Below are 17,560 nucleotides of genomic sequence, written 5' to 3'. Positions count from 1 at the left end.
CGCACTCACGCTTCGCCGCGCCGCGCCGCCTTCGCCGACAAAACCCGTCCCGACCACCAGATGCCGATCGTCCCGGCGGTCAAATCGGTGACCAGCCGGCCGAAAAAGATGCCGCGCAAATGGAACAGCGCGCTCCCCAGCAGCGACAGCGGAATCAGCAGCACGAGCACGCGGATGATGTTGAGCAGTGAGGCTTTCAAAGGTTCCTGCGCGCCGGTCATGACGAACCCCGCGTAACGGTTGACCTCCAGCATCCCATAGCCCATGCAGGTGATGTAGATATAGGACTTGAGCACGTCGACGACGGCCGCCTCGGCGGAAAAGATCCGCGCCATGGAGTCCGCGAAAAAAATGAACGTCAGGCCGATGAAGACCCCGTAGCCGGCCGCGAACAACATCGTCCCTTTTCGCGCCGCCCGGATGCGGTCGAGCCGGCCCGCGCCGTAGTTCTGCGCCGCCAGCGGAATCAGCGACATGCCGACGGTCATCGGGATCATGAAGGCGAACATCTCGATCCGGCCGGCCACGCCCAACGCCGCGACCGCCGCGGTGCCGTAGCCGGCGACCAGCCGCGTGATGACCGCCGAGGAAATCGGCGTCAGCACCAGGCCCAGCGCGCCGGGAACGCCGAATTTGAGGATCCGCCCCCACGACCGCATCAGCTCGCGCCACGCCGGAAGGCGCAGTTCGATCAGCCCCAACCGGCGCGCCAGGATGAAACAGGCGGCTGCCAGGATCGCGCTCTGGGCGAGGATGGTGGCCAGCGCCGCGCCGGCGATTCCCATCCGCGGCAGGCCGAACCGGCCAAAGATGAGCCCGAGATCGAAGAAGATGTTCAGCCCCGTGCTGCCGACCATGAGCAGGCTGATGATCTTGGTGTTGCCGGTGCTGATGATGACGTCCGCGGCGACTACCTGCAGCAGCATGATCGGCGCGCCCAGATACCAGATCCGCATATAGCGCGCGGTCATTTCCAACACCTCGCCGGCGGCCCCGAGCCGGGCGAACACCGGCCGCACGGTCAGCAGGCCGACCAGGGTGACGAGCGCGGCGAACAACAGGGTCAGGCCGAGGGCGTGCGTCGTCAGCGTCGCGGCCTCGTGCTGGTCCTGGCGCCCGAGAGCGTGCGCCACCAGCGTCATCGCGCCGCTGCTCAGCCCGCGGGCCAGAAACAGGATGAACATGATGACCGGGTAGGCGAAGGAAATCGCGGCCAGCGATTCGGTGCCGAGCCGGGAGACGAACCAGGCGTTGGTGAGCTGGTAGGTGTTGAGGGCGAACGTCCCGGCCAGCATCGGCACGGCCATCTTGGCGATGGTTTTCGGCAGGCTTTCGTTGACCAGTTTCGACATGGAATCGCGCCGTCAATGTAAGAAGAAGGCCGTTGCTTCACCGGTAAAAGAACCGGGTCATTGTAGTGACGAGCGCCCGAAACACAAGCGGCTTTTCGATCGCTTTCGCCGGGAAGGACGAAAAACCTGAGGAGGCCTTTTGCCGTCTCGAAGGGTGCAATCCTTTTCGGGGTGCCATGGTCCTCGATCCGTCCGGATCGATGGCCATGTAAGGCGGATGTGGGAATGTGAAATCGTCGGCGATTCTTTCATTTCGGGGTGCCATGGTCTTCGATCCGTCCGGATCGATGGCCATGCAAAGCGGATTTTGAATGTGAAAATGTCGGCAGGAAATCGAATCAGCAGCCGCAGCCGCCGACGTTGTCAATCTCTTCTTCTTCGATACTGTAGGTTCCGGCGACAAATAAATCGCCGTTTTCATCGAGCGTGGTCGCCAGGGGTTTTATCGACTCGGCATTTTCGGGGTGATAATAGTGAATCCACTGTCTATTCCCATCGCTGTCCATTCCCAATAATACGGTCTTGGTACCTTCACTCCAACCATGTGGATCTAAAACTCCGCTGACGTAGAACTCTCCGGAACCGCGATATTGCGCCTCGACAAATTCAATAACTTCGTAATCCCGGCCTGCAATGATGTGCGACCATTTATAATCGCCGAATTCACTATACTTTGTTACATAGATATGACTAACATAATCGCCTCCCTCAGAGGCAAATAGATAGATATCATTCATTTCATCAATATAAATTTGTTTACACTCCAACCAATCTCTTTTCATGGGTCTTTCCACTTGAAATACTAATTCTCCATCCGAGCGATATTTTTTTAGCAATTGCCCTTCATCGTTTTTTATATAGAAAATCAATTCTTCACCATCATTTGCGGAGGCATACGTATATATTTCTCTACCCAAATCCCAGCTCTCTCCGATATCGCCGTTTTCGTTAACCGGCAAAAGGTAGGTATGGCTATCTATATGATTATTTGATCCCAATAAGTACAAACGGCTTCCCTCGATATTAAGAATCATAAACGCCCACTCTTCATCGACTCCTGGAGTTAAATCGATATCCCAGATGATTTCTCCATTTTCCGAAAACATGGTCAACCTATTATCGACTTTTCCACCTTGGGAATTCCGGGGACACAATTGGAATTCCGGGGGAATTCCGGGGAATTCCGGGGACACAATACTTATCTACCTTCATTTTTCGGTTTTGGTCCCGTGGATTTCCGGGGGCAGTATATAAAAATTGGAATTTCCGGAGCATTATTTAACTCCATCCTTCGACTACCCTCGGAATCCTCACAAATGTCTTTTCGATTATTCCCCAGCACATGGACAAATAACACTACTTTACTTTGTCAAAGTCAAGGCTAGTAAATCAGAGAATTTTCAAAACGGAAGCGGTGTGGTTTCCGGCTGGCGCACGGAAAGACGGCGCGGGTTTTTATCGCGACTGGGAAGTCGCTCCTACACCAGTCAGGTCGCTGGCGCTCCCGGTGTGGATTCCGGCTGGCGCACGGAAAGACGGCGTAGGTTTTTTTCTGGGTCGGGCTTTGAGATGCCGAAACAAGTTCGGCATGACAGGTTGGTGGACGTCGGTGTGGATTCCGGCTTTCGCACGAAAAGACGGCGTAGGGTTTGTATCGCGGCTGCTAAGCCGCTCCTACAGTGGTCATGCGGTCGGTGATACAGGTGTGGATTCCGGTGCGAATGCGGATTTAAAAACCGAGGGCGCCCGATGAGGGGCGCCCCGGAACCGTCGCGGTTTTTCTATTCCTCGTACATCGCCTCGATTTCCTTGGCGTAGTAGGCGTTGACCTTCTTGCGTTTGACCTTGAGGGTCGGGGTCAGCATGTCGTTTTCCTGCGAGAACTGAATGTCGGTCAGGTGGAACTTCTTGATGGTTTCGTACTTGGCCAGTTCCGAGTTGTTTTTCTTGATGGCGTCCTCGATCAGCTTGTGGACCTCGGGAAGCTTGACCAGTTCCTTCCGGCCGGCGTACTGCAGGCCCTTCTCCCGAGCCCATTTTTCCAGTTCGGCGAAATCCGGCACGATGATCGCCGTCAGGTAGCGGCGCCGGTCGCCGATGATGTTCACCTGCTCGATGAACCGCTCCATCTTGAGCATGTTTTCGATGTTTTGCGGCGCCACGTTCTTGCCGCCAGCGGTGACGATGATGTCCTTCTTGCGGTCGGTGATCTTCAGGAAGCTGTCGGCGTCGAGTTCGCCGATGTCGCCGGTGTGGAACCAGCCGTCGACGATGGCCTCGGCGGTCGCCTCGGGCATCTTGTAGTAGCCCTTCATCACGTTCGGGCCCTTCACCAAAATTTCGCCGTCCGCGGCGATCTTCACCGTCACGCCCGGCAGCACCCTGCCGACCGTGCCGGTGCGGATGTTGCCTGGCGAGGCGCAGGTGACGACCGGCGTGGTTTCGGTCAGGCCGTAGCCCTCGTAGATCGTCACGCCCATGGCGAAGAAGAATTCGAACAACTCGGGCGACAGGGGCGCGCCGCCGCTGATGGCGAAGCGCAGGTTGCCGCCGAGGTTGGCCTTGATTTTCGCGAAGACCAGCTTGTCGGCGAGGGTGTGCTGCAGGGCGAGCAGCGGCGGCACCGTTTTGTTGGCCAGGATGTACTTGCCGGCGGCGCGGCCGACGCCCAGCGCCCAATGAAAGAGCTTCTGCTTGAGGGGCGCGCTTTTCGAAACATTGTCAAGGATCGCCGCGTGGAACTTTTCGTAGATGCGCGGCACGCTGACCATCGCCGAGGGTTTGATCTCCTGCAGGTTCTGGCGGATGGCGTCGATCGACTCGGCGAAGCTGACGGTCGCGCCGATGTACATCGGCGTGAAGTGGCCGGCCATCCGTTCGAGGCTGTGCGACAACGGCAGGAAGCTGAGGAACGATTCTTCGGGCGAGACGGGCATGACTTCCGCGGCGCCCTGGACGTTCGAGTAGAAATTGCCGTGGGTCAGCATGACGCCCTTGGGATCGCCGGTGGTGCCCGAGGTGTAGATCAGCGTCGCCACGTCGTCGAAGGTGGACGCGGCGATCAGCTTGTCGAGTTCCTCGGGATGCGGATAGGAACGGCCCAGTTCCATCAGCTTGTTGACGGTCAGGACGCGGGGGTCCTTGTCGGTGATGCCGTCGATCGGATCGAAGATGATGATCTTTTCGACGAGCGGGATGCTGACCTTCTTGTCGAACAGCTTGTTGAGCTGGTTGTTGTTCGACAGCGCCACGAAGCGCGACTCGGAGTTGTTGACGATATAGGCGCACTGCTCGGGGGTGTTGGTGGCGTAGATCGTGGCCAGGATGCCGCCGAGGCTCTGGGTGGCCAGGTCGAACATCGTCCAGTACGGCCGGTTTTCCGACAGCAGCGAGATGCGGTCGCCCCGTTTGAACCCCAGCGACAACATGCCCAGCGCGATATCGGTGACCATGCGGTCGACGTCGCGGAAGGTATAGGATTTCCACGCGCCGTCGCGTTTGGCGCGCAGATAAACCTTGTCGCCGTACTTGGCGACACGATTCTTCCACATTTGGGCAAGATTATTTTCCTGGTCCATGATGTTGCACCCCTGCGAATGATGTTTTGGTACACTACAAAAAGGAAAAAGGTTGTCGAATTTGTATACTCCCCCGGTCCGCGCGGCGTCAATCCCCCACCGCCGTTCGAATGAAAAAGTGTCGAAAAATGAAGCGTTCGGCACGGTTTTTTTGCGTTGAAACCGGGTCCCGGAAAAGAATTTTCCGCTTCGCAAAAGGTTCAAGAAACAAACAATTTGAGGTTTGCCCGGTTTGAACCGATATTCAGAGAGGTTGTCGGCCGGCGAAAACGTCGATCGCGTTATTTTGAAGTTGACACGGATTGTGGCATCTCGCTACACTCCGCACAATATCTTGACGCGGTTCAAGTGCGGACCGCGATTGCCTAATTGCCAGCGGAAGGTTCGGGCGATCAACCGGGAGGCTCCAGTGGGCATCACGATCGTACAAAAGAGCGACCTGAATATCCGCAAGAAAAACGCGAAGATCGCCTTGGTCCTGGCCGGCGGCGCGGTCAGCGGCGGCACCTACAAAATCGGCGGCCTCAAGGCGTTGTCCGACCTGATGATCAACCGCGACGTGACCGATTTCGACACCTACGTCGGCCTGTCGGCGGGCGCCATCATCGCCTGCCCGCTGTCCATCGGCCTGACGCCGGAAGAAATTCTTAAAAGCCTCGACGGCAAATCCGACCGCCTGTCGCAGCTCAAGCCGCTCGATTTCTACAACCCCAACGTCATGGAATTCGTCCAGAAACCGCTGCAACTGGCCTTCGAATTGGGCACGTCGCTGCCGCGTTTCGGAATCAACTTCCTCAGCCTGTTGCTGTCGCCCGACAAGCGCTTCCTGGCCACCCTCGGCGATTTCGTCACCTCGCCCAGCTACAAGAACCTCGACGCGGTCATCAAGATTTTGGTGCGCATCGCTTCGGCCAGCCGGGCGTTGCCGAAATTCTTCGACTACATCCCCTCGGGCATCTTCGACAACAACCGCCTCGAAAAATACATTCGCCACAACCTCGAGGCGGCGCACTTCAAAAACGACTTCGCCGACCTCTACCACCGCCAGAAGAAAGAGCTGTACATCACCGCGACGCGCTTGGACACCGGCGAGCGCGTCGTCTTCGGCCACGACGAAAACAACGAACTGTCGATCAGCGAGGCGATCCAGGCCTCGTCGGCGCTGCCCGGCTTCTACAAACCGGCCCGGATCAAGGGCGTCGATTACGTCGACGGCGCGGTCGCCGAAACGGCCAACATCGACGTGGCCGTCGAGCACGGGGCGAGCCTGATCATCTGCTACAACCCGTTCCGGCCGCTCGAAAACCGGCTCGTCGTGCAGTGGTACAAGGAGATCGACCAGTACGTCACCGACAAGCCGCACCTCGCGGCGGGCGGCATGCTGGCGGTGATCAACCAGGTCTTCCGGATGCTGCTGCACCACCGTTTGCACCAATCGCTGCGCGCCTTCGCGCAGGATCCGAACTTCCTGGGCGACATCGTGCTGATCGAGCCCGACATCAACGACGTGCAGTTCTTCGAAATGAACCCGGTGGCCTTCTGGCAGCGGGCCAAGGCGGCCGAGCGCGGGTTCCTGTCGGTCAAGGAATCGCTCGAGGAAAACTACGGGCAGATCAAAAAAATCCTCAATTCCTACGGCATCGAAACCTCGATGATCCACGTCGAGGAGGACGCGAAGAAGATCGCCGCCTCCAACTACGACGACGGCATCATCGGCATCCTGGGCAAGGAGCGCCTGAAGCGGGACATCCGCCTGGTGATGTAACGGCTCGCGGAATTAAAAAACTCGGCCGCGGGGCCTTCCCTGCGGCCGGTTGTTTTTAAAATCGCCGAATTATTGGGTTTTGCCGAGAATGTTGTCGAAGTAGTAGTAGCCGCCTTCGGAAACCAAGATGCTGTCGTCCAGGACGATGGCGTTGTAGGTGACATCGGCGCCGAGGCCGGCGTCCACGTCCTCGCATTCGATATTGCCGTTGATCTCGACGTCATACGTACCGGCGGCATAGTTCACGAGAATCGAAATCGTGTTCCATTCCTCGGAAATCACGGAACCGCAAGCCTGGCCGAAGCCGCCCGCGGTATTGGCGTACAACGCCCCGCCGGGGATGGTGGCCACGCCGGCTCCCACGGTGGTGCCGCCGTCGTTCGAGAGCCAGAAACGGCCGTAGGCATCGGTGTCGACCCAGTAATCGAATGTCACGGCCAGATCGTCCGCCGCGCCGGTGTAGCCCAGAACCGCCTTGGCGCTCTCGCCGGCCAGGATGCTGCCGACGTTTTCCAGGCAGTTGCCGTAGCTGGTATCAACCGCCTCGAAAATGGTCGAATAGCTTTCGCCGGTCAGGGTCACCACCCACGGCGTCCCCAGCGGATCGCCGGCCGTGTAGCTTTCAAAATCCTCGGAGAAAAGTTCGACGACGTCGTTGTCGTCATCATCGTCGTCGCCGGAATCGTCATCCGCCGCGTCGTCGTCCGCCGCATCATCGTCGGCTGCATCATCGTCGGCCACATCGTCGTCGGCCGTGTCATCATCAGAGGTATCGTTGTCGTCGTCATCGTCGTCGCCGCAGGCCGCGACGAGCAGGAACGCCGAAAACACCGTCAACGCCAACAGCAACCAGAAACCCGTGCTTTTCATGAAAAATCCTCCCCTTTTTTCTACTTATAACCCGTTAAATGAACATTATTTCGACGAGCATTCTATTTGGTATTCCCATTGATGTCGGAAGTCAAAGTTTTTATTCTCGCCAAATTGTCTATTTATTAAGATTAATTATCAAATGGATACAAATGGATTCCAAATTAAAAGTATTATATATGCATGGCGTTTTCCAACAAGACTTTTTTCCCCTGCCGAGATAACCGATGATCGTCACACCGGCTGAAACGAGTGGGCCACCCGCCGAAGCGGGTGGCCCGAAAGTGGAGGAATAAACCGAGAAAACGCTTAGCGGTCCAACGCCTCGGCCAGAGCCGGGATGCGATCCGCCTGATAGGAACTGACTTTCGTCTGGTTGTTGCTGTAGAGCCACATCTGCCACACCTTTTCGCCGTCCGGTGTGACCTCGATGAACCGACTTCCCGACTGGTTTTGCGTGCCGTTGCCGGCGACGATCAGGATATTGCCGTTGTCCAGCCGGTCGGCGTCGCCCAGCGACATGTTGTACCAGGCGTCCGAGCCGGCGCCTTTGTATTCCCAGATGATGCTCGACTCCATGGTGTTCTCGTCCAACTGGTAGATGATCGCGCGCGAGAAATTGCGGCCGACCAGGCCGTTGTCATAGAACAGGAACTGGTTGTCCCCGAGCGCGTCGATCCCGTGGCCGCCGCCGTACCAGGGATAGGTGGCGTCGGGGTCGGCCGTGAAGTCGCCGCCCTCGCCGAAGGTCCAGAGGATCTCGCCGCTGGTCCGGTCGATCTTGAAAAACTGGCTCAACGCGAACGAATTGACGTACACAATGTCGTCAGCGAAATCGACCAGCACGGTGTTGACGTGGGTCCAGTCCCGGCCGATCGCTTGCGCTTTGGGCGTCAGGTGATCCCAGAAGCTCCAACTCCAGGTCGTAGTGAGGTCGGCGTCGAATTCGACGATATCGTCGCCGGCGACGTTCGACCGCACATCGTTGTAGGTCGTAATGTAATCGCCGTTGGTCAGTTTGTGCAGCACGTGGTGCATGGCGCCGTCATCGGTCATGCCGCTGCCGGTTTCGACCGGGCCTTCCCAGACCTTGTTGCCTTCCAGGTCGATCTCGAAGGGGCGCTTGCCGGACTGCACCGACGGGCCGACCAGCACGTATTGGTCGTCCACCCAGCTCGCCACCAGGTCGATGCGGGCGCCGAAGTTCGCCGGCACGTAATACCAGACCGGCTCGCCCTCCATATCGTACATGGCGACGGCCAACTGGCCTTCCATGGTCTGGACCGAGAGATTCGTGAGCGTCCAGCCGTCGTTCGTCCGGCCTTCCTCGTACACATCCAGATCGCCGGCCAGCCAGACATAAGGCAGCGAGGCGGCCGAGAATGACAACTCTTGCGATTCCAGCCTCGTTTTCGACGCGGTTTCCGAAACCGCCAGCAGTTTGTAATCGGTGGAGGCGTGCATGCCCACCACCACGACGCGGTGATCGGTCGTCAAATCATCCGTGCCAATGAGCAGCGCGTAATCGCCGTCCGCCGGGCCGAATTCCACCCAGGAGGAAGCCGCTTCGGAGGTGGTCCAGGTGACGATGCAGGAGATGCCGCAAATCGGGTTTGCGGTCACCGTCGCCGTGAAATCGCCGCCGGCGGCCGAATCGTCATTGTCGTCATCGTTGTCGTCGTCGTCGTTATTATCATCATCGTTGTTGTCGTCGTTGTTGTCGTCATCGTCATCCGTGCCGTTGTCGTCGTCGCCGCCGGAATCGTTGTCATCGTCATCATCGTTGCCGCAGGCGGGGAAGAAAAACCCGGTCAGTAAAATCAGGAGCAGCAGCCACAAAAGAGAATGTCTTTCCATGGTCGTGAACTCCTTTTTTTCCTCTCTAACAGGCTGTTGAAAAAGGTCGTCCTGGCCTTTTTCAACTACGCTCAATAAAAAGCGTGGTTTTTATTTCGCTTCATTTTCGGCAACTTCGGAAGTTACCGAAAATGGCGATCCATCCCTGGATCGCACGCCGGGTGTTTTTCCACACCCTGCTAAAACAAGGTGCTTTCGTTTGCCGATACCGAGTCGGCGGCGGCGGTGTCGTCGTCATCGTCGCATTCCGGACCGAGATCGTCCGACCCGATTTCGGTCAAGGACAAGCCGGAAACCGTCGCCGCCGAAAAACCTTCGGCCTTGATTTCCACGCAATATACTTCGCCGTCCGCCGGACAGGCTACGCACGGCGCGCCGAAGATCGCCGTCACCAGGCAGATTTCGTCGAGCCCGTAGAGCAGGAAATCCAGCAATTCCCGCGCGTCCAACAGCCCGCCGAGTACTCCGTTATCGAAGCCGGAACCGTCCGCGAGAAAAGTGCCCGAACCGTAGGCCTGGTGCAGACCGGCGCTCACGCCCTCGATGCGCAACGCAAAGTCTTGCGGGCCGAACGAAAAGGAACCGTCGTCGTTCAAGACGCTGTCGGCAAAGTCCGTCGTGAGGTTGCACTCGTCCTGCACGACGGTTTTTTCCTCGGCGCCCACGGTCGCCAGGAGATCGAGCACGCCGTCGTCGGCGCTGCGCGGCTCGAACAACAGGATCGGGACGTAATACCCGATGATGTCGCCGACGCCGGCCGGCACCGTCCAAGCGGACAGTGGGATATCCAGGGAATAGGTCCGGCCGAGGATGACACTCGGATCGAAGGTCGAATCGTCATTGTCATCGTTGTCGTCATTGTCGTTGTTGTCGTTGTTGTCGTTATCGTCGTTATCGTCGTCGTCGCCGGTGTTGTCGCTGTCGTCGTCCGTTGCCGAATCATTTTCGTCGTCGTCGTCGCCGGAGCAACCGAACGAGGGCATCAGGAAAGCCAGAAAGAAAACCAAAACACTCAGGAGCCCGACTTTTGTTTTCATGATTCGGATCCTCCCGCCAGGCCGTAGGTTTGGTAGACGAACGCCAGATCCCGGCGAAGGCGCGCCTCGTCCAAGCCGAATTTGGCGAGGGAGTATTCGTGCCTGCTTTTGTGATGGCGTTGTTTCTCGGCCTGCTCGAGCAGTTTTTCGGTGAACCGCGCGCTCGGTTCGATCTCCAGAAAATCCACCAACTCGGCCATGGTTCGCTCGAGGTCGTTCATGAGCCGCGGATAGGGGACGATTTTCAGATTCCTTTCGGGAATGACGCCGCTTTGCAGCAGATCATGGAAGGTCCGGTACATGGCACAGGAGCCCTGGTAGAGGTTTTCCAGATACCGCTGGCGCACGTCGGGCGAGGTGGAATGGAACATGTCGTAGGATTGCTCCAGCACGCCGGTCAGCAACGACATGCCGGACGGGATTGTCTCCAGCGGGTCGCGCACGCAGTAGATGATCTTGCAATCCGGGTAACGTTTCAGCAGGGTCTTGACCCGCAGGGTGAAAATGCTGCTCTTCACGATGATCCGGCTCTTGCTCTTGGCCATGAGGTTGCGCCGCCAACAACCTTCCAGGTAGCGGAACAGCCGCTGTTTCCGTTCTTCCGGCTCGTCGTCCAGCTCGAAATAGTCCCGACTCAACCGGCTGCCCCAGGTATCTTCCCAGGCCAGGAAATACGACCAGAGAAAACCGCCGTCCACGAAGTGGAAGAAAGCCATGGCGTCGTCGGTTTCGACGTCGCGCAAGCCGGTTTCGTGGGCGTCGGAACTGTGATAGCGGGCCGGCGACAGCGGCGCGAACCGGTGAATGAACCGCCCGAAGATTTTGCGCGCGGTGATGGCCGGAAACAGCATTTCCCACAATTCGAAGGCGCACAGGCGATCGGTGTTGAGCAGAAAACGATGGACGAAGGTCGTGCCGCCGCGCGGATTGCCCAGAATGAAAATCGGCCGGTCGAGCGGTTGCCGGCGGAATTCGGGGAAAAACAGGTGATCCAAGGCGCGGGTCGCGCCGTTGATCAGGCGATGGATCTGCAACAGGCAAAAGGTTCCCACCGGCCGCAGGTGAAAGCCGAAGGTTCGCAGGATCAAGCGGTATAAATTGATGTATTTCATCATTTCATCACTCCACCCATTCGCCCGCGATGGTCACCATGGTGAAACCGGAAGCGGCGGTCGAAAGCAAAAGTTTTTGACCGTTCAAAATATCCCGCTCTTTGAGCAATTGATGCAAGGCCAACGCTACCGTGGTGCTGGAGGTGTTGCCGTAAAGATGATGGCTGTAGACCGCCTTTTCCGGCGCGGCTTCGAGGTCGTACATCACGGCCTGGACCATTTTTTCGCTCGGTTGGTGGAAGACGAAATGATCGACGTCCGCGGCCGACCAGCCGATGCCGGCCAAAACGCGGCGCAGTTCGGGGGCAACGTGGACGCTGAGCTTGAACAGTTCGCCGGCCATCGAGGTGAAAGTGCCGTCGATCGGCGTCGTGCAGAGATGCCAATGCCGCGGCAGGCTGTAATTCCGTGCCGCGCGGATACGCAGACAACCGCCCGGGAAAGGCCGGCGGCTGATCGCCCAGGCCGCGGCGGCGTTGCCGATCGTCAGGCCGGCGGCCTTCTCGACCAGTTCCGGCACGGATTGGATGGCGTAGCTCAGAAAATTCCGCGTCAATTCGGCGGAGCAGACCAGGGCGTTCTGAAAATGATCGTGCAGATTGAAATAGGCGCCGGCGATGTGCACGGCTTCCAGCGAGCCGGCGCAGGCGCTGGTGACATCGAAGGCATGAATCTCCTCGATGCCCAGGCCGGCGGCGATCTCCATGGCGGTGGAGGGTTCGAAGTACTCGCGGGCGATACTGCCGTTGATCAGCAAATCCAGGTTGCCGGCGTTAAGGCCATTGGCCGCGAGGCAGGCTTGCGCGGCTTTGATGGCATACTCGGCCACGCGCACCGTCGGATCGGTTTCGATGTAGCGGGTTTCGGAACCGCATTGTTCGAAGATTTTTTCGACGATCTTTTCGAGCACTGGGTAATCGCCTTTCGCGCCGCGGTAGTTGATGCGGATCAGGTCCAGCAGCTCGTCGTTATCGATTTTTTTCGCGGGGAGAACGATCGCCGGCTTGGATAAGTACAGTTCCGGAAAGGCCATTCTAAGTTCCCTTCTTCCCCTGAAAAAATTTGCCCGCGTCCAACACGGCAATACGGCAAAAACCATGCCAGGAGGCAAACGCGACGTAAGCCCGCGAAATACAATTCGTTACGGAATGGCCAAGGCATTCGATTTCCGTGAATTCGCCTGGATACAAAGCGCTGAAAAATTAGCACTGCTGAAACTTAGACAGGATCAATGACCGGACTGAAAAATCACCAAACCACCCGTTAATAAAGATTAATTTCGTCATTCACCCCCCGTCGCCGACCGCCGCTCGACACGCGGATTGCTTGGTATAATCTTTGCTTTGTCTCTCTCTGGAAATCCGGATGGAATCGTATGGAATCGACGGAATGAAAAAGCTGAAAAGCAACCGCACCATCTTCGCGACCCAGGTATTTTTCTACCTTTTGCTCATCCTTGCGGTCATCCTGATTTTCGGCGTGCCTTTCATCTCCACGGCCCGGACGCACCTGGAAAACGAAATCGGCAGAAAACTCAAGGACATCGCCAAAATCGCCGCCCGCAACGCGCCCTACGAGCGGCTGGCGCTGATCAAAACCGGGGACGATCAAACGCGCATGGTGCTGCGCCTCAAAGAAAAACTTTCCGAAATCCGCGAAGCGACCGGCGTCGAAGACGTTTTCATCTTTCAACCGGACGGCTCCCTGCTGGTGGATCCGCGCCTCGACCGGCTCATCGGTTCCCCCTCGGCGCTCGGTCATTTCAAGAAGGATTTCCTGACCAGCCTTCAACAAGGGCGGCCGGCCAGCACCGGCAGTTACCCCGCCGCCAACGACCAGCTTTTCATCTCGGCCTACGCGCCGGTCATGGACGATCAGGGACGCTTGTTCGCCATCGTCGGGGTGAACGCCGGCGCCACGGAAATCGAGTTGATCAATCGCATGCAATCGCGTTTGTACTGGACCGCCGCCGGCGGCGCGATCATCGCTTTTCTGGTGGCCCTACTGCTGGCCCGCACGTTGACCAGGCCGATCCGTCACATGGCGCGAACGGCGGAGCAGATCGGCAACGGCGATTACCAGGCTCGCGTGCCGATTCCCTCGATTCTCGAATTGGAGGTGTTGGCGAACTCGCTCAACGAAATGGCCCGTCTGGTCCAGGCGCGCGACGCCAAGTTGAAGGAAATGTCGGCCAGCGTGGCGCACGAAATCCGCAATCCCCTGAACTCCATCAAATTGCTCATCACTCTGCTCGGCGAGGAACTGCAGGAACCGCGCGACGGCACGAAATCGGCAAGCTCAACCGCTTTTTGACCGAGTTCCTGACCTACTCCCGCCCGATCACGCTGGTCGTCGACGACGTCGATCCCGTCGAACTGGCCGCGACCGCCGTCGAACTGGCGGGGGCGGCGGCGCGCGAAAAAAACGTGGAAATCAGGACGCACTCGTCGCCGGGGTTGCCGCTGGTCCGGATGGACCGCGAACGGATGGAACAATCGTTGCTCAACCTCTTGCTCAACGCCGTCGAAGCCTGCGATGACGGCGGCCGGGTCGCTCTGACCATTCAACCAGCCGCCGGCGACGGGGGCGTCGACTTCGTGATCCAGGACACGGGACCGGGTATTTCCGCCGAAAACCTGCCGCGACTGTTCGAACCGTTTTTCACCACGAAGGTGACCGGCTCCGGCCTCGGACTCGCCAACGTGGCTTTGATCGTCAAAAACCACGGCGGAACCATTTCCGTCGACAACCTTCCCCAGGCGGGGGCGTGCTTCACCATCCATTTGCCTCGGGCAAGCCAGGGCTAGAAGGCGGGCAATCATGGCCGAATTTCTGATCGCGGACGACAACAAAACGGCAACCGATACGCTCTGCGCGCTCGTCGAGCGGCGCGGCCACGCGGCCCACGCGGTCTACGACGGCGCACAGGCCTTGCGGTTTCTGGAGGAACGGCCCGTCGACGTTCTCGTCACCGACTTGAAAATGCCGAAAGTGGACGGCATGCAGTTGCTGCGCCAGGCGCGGGAACGGTGGCCGGAGGTGGTCGTCATCGTGGTGACGGCCTACGGCAGCGTCGAGGCGGCGGTGGAAGCGATGAAAATCGGCGCCTTCGATTTCATCACCAAACCGCTCGACAACGGCGAGTTGCAGGTCAAATTCCAGAAGGCCGTGGCGCAGCGGGAACTCGCCCGGCGGATGGAGCGCCTGGACGCGCGGGTCAGCACCCTGGAGGCGGATGACGCCTATCGACACGGCCTGGGCGAAATCATCGGCAAAAGCCAGCCCATGCAGCGGGTGTTTGAAACGATCGACAAGGTCGCGCCGACCGACGCCACGGTGCTGATCCTGGGTGAAAGCGGCACCGGCAAGGAACTGGTCGCGCGCGCCATTCACGCCAAGAGCGGCCGGGCCAAGGGGCCGTTCGTCAGCGTCCATTGCGCGACCTACGCCGGCGGCGTGCTGGAAAGCGAACTGTTCGGCCACGAGAAGGGCGCGTTCACCGGCGCGATCGAACGCAAGCTCGGGCGCTTCGAGCTGGCGGATCAGGGCACCTTTTTTCTCGATGAAGTGGGCGAGATCCCGGTGCCGTTCCAAACCAAGCTGCTGCGCGCGATTCAAGAAAAGGAATTCGAGCGGGTCGGCGGTTCGCGGACCCTCAAGGTGGACATCCGCATCATTTCCGCGACCAACAAAAACCTGCCGAAGGCCATCCGGGACGGCGAGTTCCGCGAGGATCTGTTCTACCGGCTCAACATTTTCACGATGGAGTTGCCGCCGTTGCGCAGCCGCAAGGAGGACATCCCCTTGTTGGTGGAGGCCTTCATCAAACGGCAAGCCCAGCGGCAGGAACGGCAGGCGCCGGGCCTGACGCCGCGCGCGATGGATTCGCTGATGGACTACAACTGGCCGGGAAACGTCCGCGAATTGCGTAACGTCATCGAGCGGGCCACCATCCTGGCGGCCGGCGCGCCGATCAATCTGTCCCACCTGCCGCCGACGTTTTTGCCCCCCTCCGCCTCGTACGTCTGCCTGCCCGATTCGGACGTGAATTTCGACGAGGAAATGGAGAACTTCGAGCGGCGCTTGATCCTGCACGGCTACGAACGATCCGGCCGGATCAAGGCCAAAGCCGCCAAAATGCTGGGCATCGACCGGAACCGTTTTCGCTACAAGCTGGAAAAATTCGGAGTCACCGACTGATGTCCGCCTCCCGGGTCGCCGTGCTGGCGTTGCTGACCGCCGCGCTGCTCGCGGCCGCGGGAGTGGTCTGGGCAAGTGACGATCCGGCGGACGCGGCCGACGCCTGGCGCCGGCTGAAGAGCATCGACGCGGCCATCGTCATCCGTCCGCTGGACGGACCCGAGGACATCCAGGAAAAGGCCGAAATCATCGCGGACCGCCTGGACGAATTGAGCCGCGAGGAAACAAAGCTTACTCTCGCGATCGACCAGAACCAGCAAATCCTGCAATCGTTGCACACGCAAAAGGAAGTTCTCCAGGATTTGTCGGAAATGCAGCAAGGCCGCGATTCCCAAACGCTCCAGCGCAAGCACGAGCTGACCGAGCGCATTCAACAACAGGAAAAATTGCTGAAACAGCAAACCGACTCGCGCGGCGAGCTGTTACGGGAGAAGGAGCGGTTGAAAAATATTTTCGCTCAATACCAAAAGAAAGCCGATGCCCTGCGGCAACACGAAGGCGGAACGCCATGATGCGCTACCTGACTTGTTTTTTGTGGTTGCTCGCGGCCTTGGTCCTGCCGGTCGCCGCAACCGCCGCCGACGAGGAAAAAACCCCCTTCCCGGTGAGCGGTTCGTTGGGTCTGTCGGGAATGTACGACTCGAATTTTTCCCTGAACGAGGCCCGGGCAAACGACGATCTTCACCGGGAGGATTTCATTCTGGGCGTCGACGCAAAGATCGACACGAGCCTCTCGTGGGCCCGGCTGTGGCAACTGGAATTCGATCTGCAAGGCCTGGGCAACTGGCCCTACTACCATTCCAAGGATCCCTGGTACGTCGGCAATGCCAATCTCTATCTGGGGCTCAACTTCGGCGCCAATACCGTCAGCGTCCTGGACAGCGCACGCTATTTTTCGACGCCCGACGATTTCTGGTCCGATTTCGTCCGCAACGCGGCGACCCTGGCATACAAGCGCACGATTTTCCGCCTGCTGGAAGGCCGGATCGGTTACGAAAACATCCTCTCCTCCCACCCCGACAACCATCCGCTCGACTATTTCATGAACGGGGGTTTCGTCGAACTGCGCAATACCTGGACGCCCCTGGTTTCCACCTATTATTCCGTCGACTACCTCGCTTACGTCGGCGGCGAGGGGGATGCCGATTCGTTCAAACCCCGCGCACCCGAAAAAGGCGACCGCTTCACCGTCGAAGCGGGAGTGGATGCCTTTTTCGCCCAGCGTCATTGCCTGCGGGGCGCTTACCTCTATCAGGTGGACGACAGCGACTACGAACCGTTCGATATGGCAAGTGACTCTTCCAGATCCCCCACTCCGACCCCGACGCCGACGCCGACCCAACCCGACCCGAGGCAACATGACGGCCCGTCGCCGCCGATGCCGCCGGGATCGTCTCCCCCGCCGATGTCCTCGCCCTCGCCAGGAAACATGTCGGGCGACTTCGGCCGTTCATCAGGCGATCAGGGCTCGCTGGATATCGACGCGGAATTCGGCTTCATCAAGCACAAGGCGGAAGTGTTCTATTCGGTGCGCCTGAACGATCGTTTCACGCTGTCGTTGTACGACGAGTACGTTTACAAGACCTTCTCCCGGGCCACGAATCCCATCCCGGGACAACCCGACCGGATCGACCGCCTGTTCCTGACCTCCGCCTGGCTGACCGTCCGCCTCAAGTACGGCCTCTACACCAAGGCGCGCTACCTCTATCGCATGAACGACCCCCTGAGCTCGACGAACAAATTCGAGGACCACATCGGCTCCCTGAGCCTCGAATACCATTTTTGACGA

14 protein-coding genes are annotated in these 17,560 nt (G+C 58.8%); 6 read left to right on the top strand and 8 right to left on the bottom strand.

What is annotated here, in order from left to right; translation table 11 throughout:
* Window positions 1–5 precede the first annotated feature (5 nt).
* The 3 genes from GX444_05820 to GX444_05810 form a co-directional block, all read right to left on the bottom strand.
* Entirely contained in the window at window positions 6–1,352 is a 1,347-nt protein-coding gene (locus tag GX444_05820; protein NLH48107.1) for an MATE family efflux transporter, read from the bottom strand.
* Between the two features lie 338 nt (window positions 1,353–1,690).
* A complete protein-coding gene (locus tag GX444_05815) occupies window positions 1,691–2,464 on the bottom strand; it encodes a hypothetical protein (GenBank protein ID NLH48106.1) in 774 nt (257 codons plus the stop codon).
* A 669-nt stretch (window positions 2,465–3,133) separates the two neighbouring features.
* Window positions 3,134–4,903: a long-chain fatty acid--CoA ligase gene (locus tag GX444_05810; GenBank protein ID NLH48105.1), complete on the bottom strand. Its 1,770-nt coding sequence runs from the start codon at window positions 4,901–4,903 to the stop codon at window positions 3,134–3,136.
* A gap of 436 nt (window positions 4,904–5,339) precedes the next feature.
* Between GX444_05810 and GX444_05805 the strand changes: the two genes are divergently transcribed.
* The gene (locus GX444_05805; protein NLH48104.1) at window positions 5,340–6,695 is read left to right on the top strand and encodes a hypothetical protein; all 1,356 of its coding nucleotides are present in this window, start codon (window positions 5,340–5,342) and stop codon (window positions 6,693–6,695) included.
* Window positions 6,696–6,764: 69 nt separating this feature from the next.
* Here GX444_05805 and GX444_05800 read toward each other — a convergent pair whose 3' ends face one another.
* From GX444_05800 to GX444_05780, 5 genes are all read right to left on the bottom strand, one after another.
* Entirely contained in the window at window positions 6,765–7,565 is an 801-nt protein-coding gene (locus GX444_05800; GenBank protein NLH48103.1) for a hypothetical protein, read from the bottom strand.
* A gap of 309 nt (window positions 7,566–7,874) precedes the next feature.
* On the bottom strand, window positions 7,875–9,422 hold the full coding sequence (locus GX444_05795) for a hypothetical protein (protein ID NLH48102.1): 1,548 nt from the start codon (window positions 9,420–9,422) through the stop codon (window positions 7,875–7,877).
* 179 nt (window positions 9,423–9,601) lie between these two features.
* Window positions 9,602–10,459, bottom strand: a complete 858-nt coding sequence (locus GX444_05790; protein NLH48101.1) for a hypothetical protein — start codon at window positions 10,457–10,459, stop codon at window positions 9,602–9,604.
* Window positions 10,456–11,574 (bottom strand): sulfotransferase, encoded by a 1,119-nt coding sequence (locus GX444_05785; GenBank protein ID NLH48100.1) that lies wholly within the window; start codon window positions 11,572–11,574, stop codon window positions 10,456–10,458. Before GX444_05785 ends, GX444_05790 begins: the two co-directional genes overlap by 4 nt.
* Window positions 11,575–11,578: 4 nt before the next feature.
* Window positions 11,579–12,604: a hypothetical protein gene (locus GX444_05780; GenBank protein NLH48099.1), complete on the bottom strand. Its 1,026-nt coding sequence runs from the start codon at window positions 12,602–12,604 to the stop codon at window positions 11,579–11,581.
* Window positions 12,605–12,960: 356 nt separating this feature from the next.
* Between GX444_05780 and GX444_05775 the strand changes: the two genes are divergently transcribed.
* From GX444_05775 to GX444_05755, 5 genes are read left to right on the top strand one after another with little or no spacing between them, the layout of a single operon-like run.
* Window positions 12,961–13,884 (top strand): HAMP domain-containing protein, encoded by a 924-nt coding sequence (locus tag GX444_05775; protein NLH48098.1) that lies wholly within the window; start codon window positions 12,961–12,963, stop codon window positions 13,882–13,884.
* Window positions 13,881–14,378, top strand: a complete 498-nt coding sequence (locus tag GX444_05770; protein NLH48097.1) for a hypothetical protein — start codon at window positions 13,881–13,883, stop codon at window positions 14,376–14,378. Before GX444_05775 ends, GX444_05770 begins: the two co-directional genes overlap by 4 nt.
* Window positions 14,379–14,391: 13 nt before the next feature.
* Window positions 14,392–15,771: a sigma-54-dependent Fis family transcriptional regulator gene (locus GX444_05765; protein NLH48096.1), complete on the top strand. Its 1,380-nt coding sequence runs from the start codon at window positions 14,392–14,394 to the stop codon at window positions 15,769–15,771.
* The gene (locus tag GX444_05760) at window positions 15,771–16,283 is read left to right on the top strand and encodes a hypothetical protein (protein ID NLH48095.1); all 513 of its coding nucleotides are present in this window, start codon (window positions 15,771–15,773) and stop codon (window positions 16,281–16,283) included. Before GX444_05765 ends, GX444_05760 begins: the two co-directional genes overlap by 1 nt.
* Complete coding sequence (locus tag GX444_05755; GenBank protein NLH48094.1) at window positions 16,280–17,557, top strand: hypothetical protein; 1,278 nt, start codon at window positions 16,280–16,282, stop codon at window positions 17,555–17,557. The genes GX444_05760 and GX444_05755 overlap by 4 nt, the downstream gene beginning before the upstream one ends.
* The last annotated feature ends 3 nt before the right edge of the window (window positions 17,558–17,560 follow it).

The organism is Myxococcales bacterium (assembly GCA_012517325.1).
Taxonomy (GTDB): domain Bacteria; phylum Lernaellota; class Lernaellaia; order Lernaellales; family Lernaellaceae; genus JAAYVF01.
This window is presented reverse-complemented; position numbering and strand designations above follow the sequence as displayed.

Coding starts and splice junctions, on each gene's coding strand:
- GX444_05785 (NLH48100.1), bottom strand. CDS start 11,574: ATGATGAAATACATCAATTTATACCGCTTGATCCTGCGAACCTTCGGC.
- GX444_05800 (NLH48103.1), bottom strand. CDS start 7,565: ATGAAAAGCACGGGTTTCTGGTTGCTGTTGGCGTTGACGGTGTTTTCG.
- GX444_05760 (NLH48095.1), top strand. CDS start 15,771: ATGTCCGCCTCCCGGGTCGCCGTGCTGGCGTTGCTGACCGCCGCGCTG.
- GX444_05755 (NLH48094.1), top strand. CDS start 16,280: ATGATGCGCTACCTGACTTGTTTTTTGTGGTTGCTCGCGGCCTTGGTC.
- GX444_05775 (NLH48098.1), top strand. CDS start 12,961: ATGAAAAAGCTGAAAAGCAACCGCACCATCTTCGCGACCCAGGTATTT.
- GX444_05820 (NLH48107.1), bottom strand. CDS start 1,352: ATGTCGAAACTGGTCAACGAAAGCCTGCCGAAAACCATCGCCAAGATG.
- GX444_05810 (NLH48105.1), bottom strand. CDS start 4,903: ATGTGGAAGAATCGTGTCGCCAAGTACGGCGACAAGGTTTATCTGCGC.
- GX444_05765 (NLH48096.1), top strand. CDS start 14,392: ATGGCCGAATTTCTGATCGCGGACGACAACAAAACGGCAACCGATACG.
- GX444_05790 (NLH48101.1), bottom strand. CDS start 10,459: ATGAAAACAAAAGTCGGGCTCCTGAGTGTTTTGGTTTTCTTTCTGGCT.
- GX444_05780 (NLH48099.1), bottom strand. CDS start 12,604: ATGGCCTTTCCGGAACTGTACTTATCCAAGCCGGCGATCGTTCTCCCC.
- GX444_05795 (NLH48102.1), bottom strand. CDS start 9,422: ATGGAAAGACATTCTCTTTTGTGGCTGCTGCTCCTGATTTTACTGACC.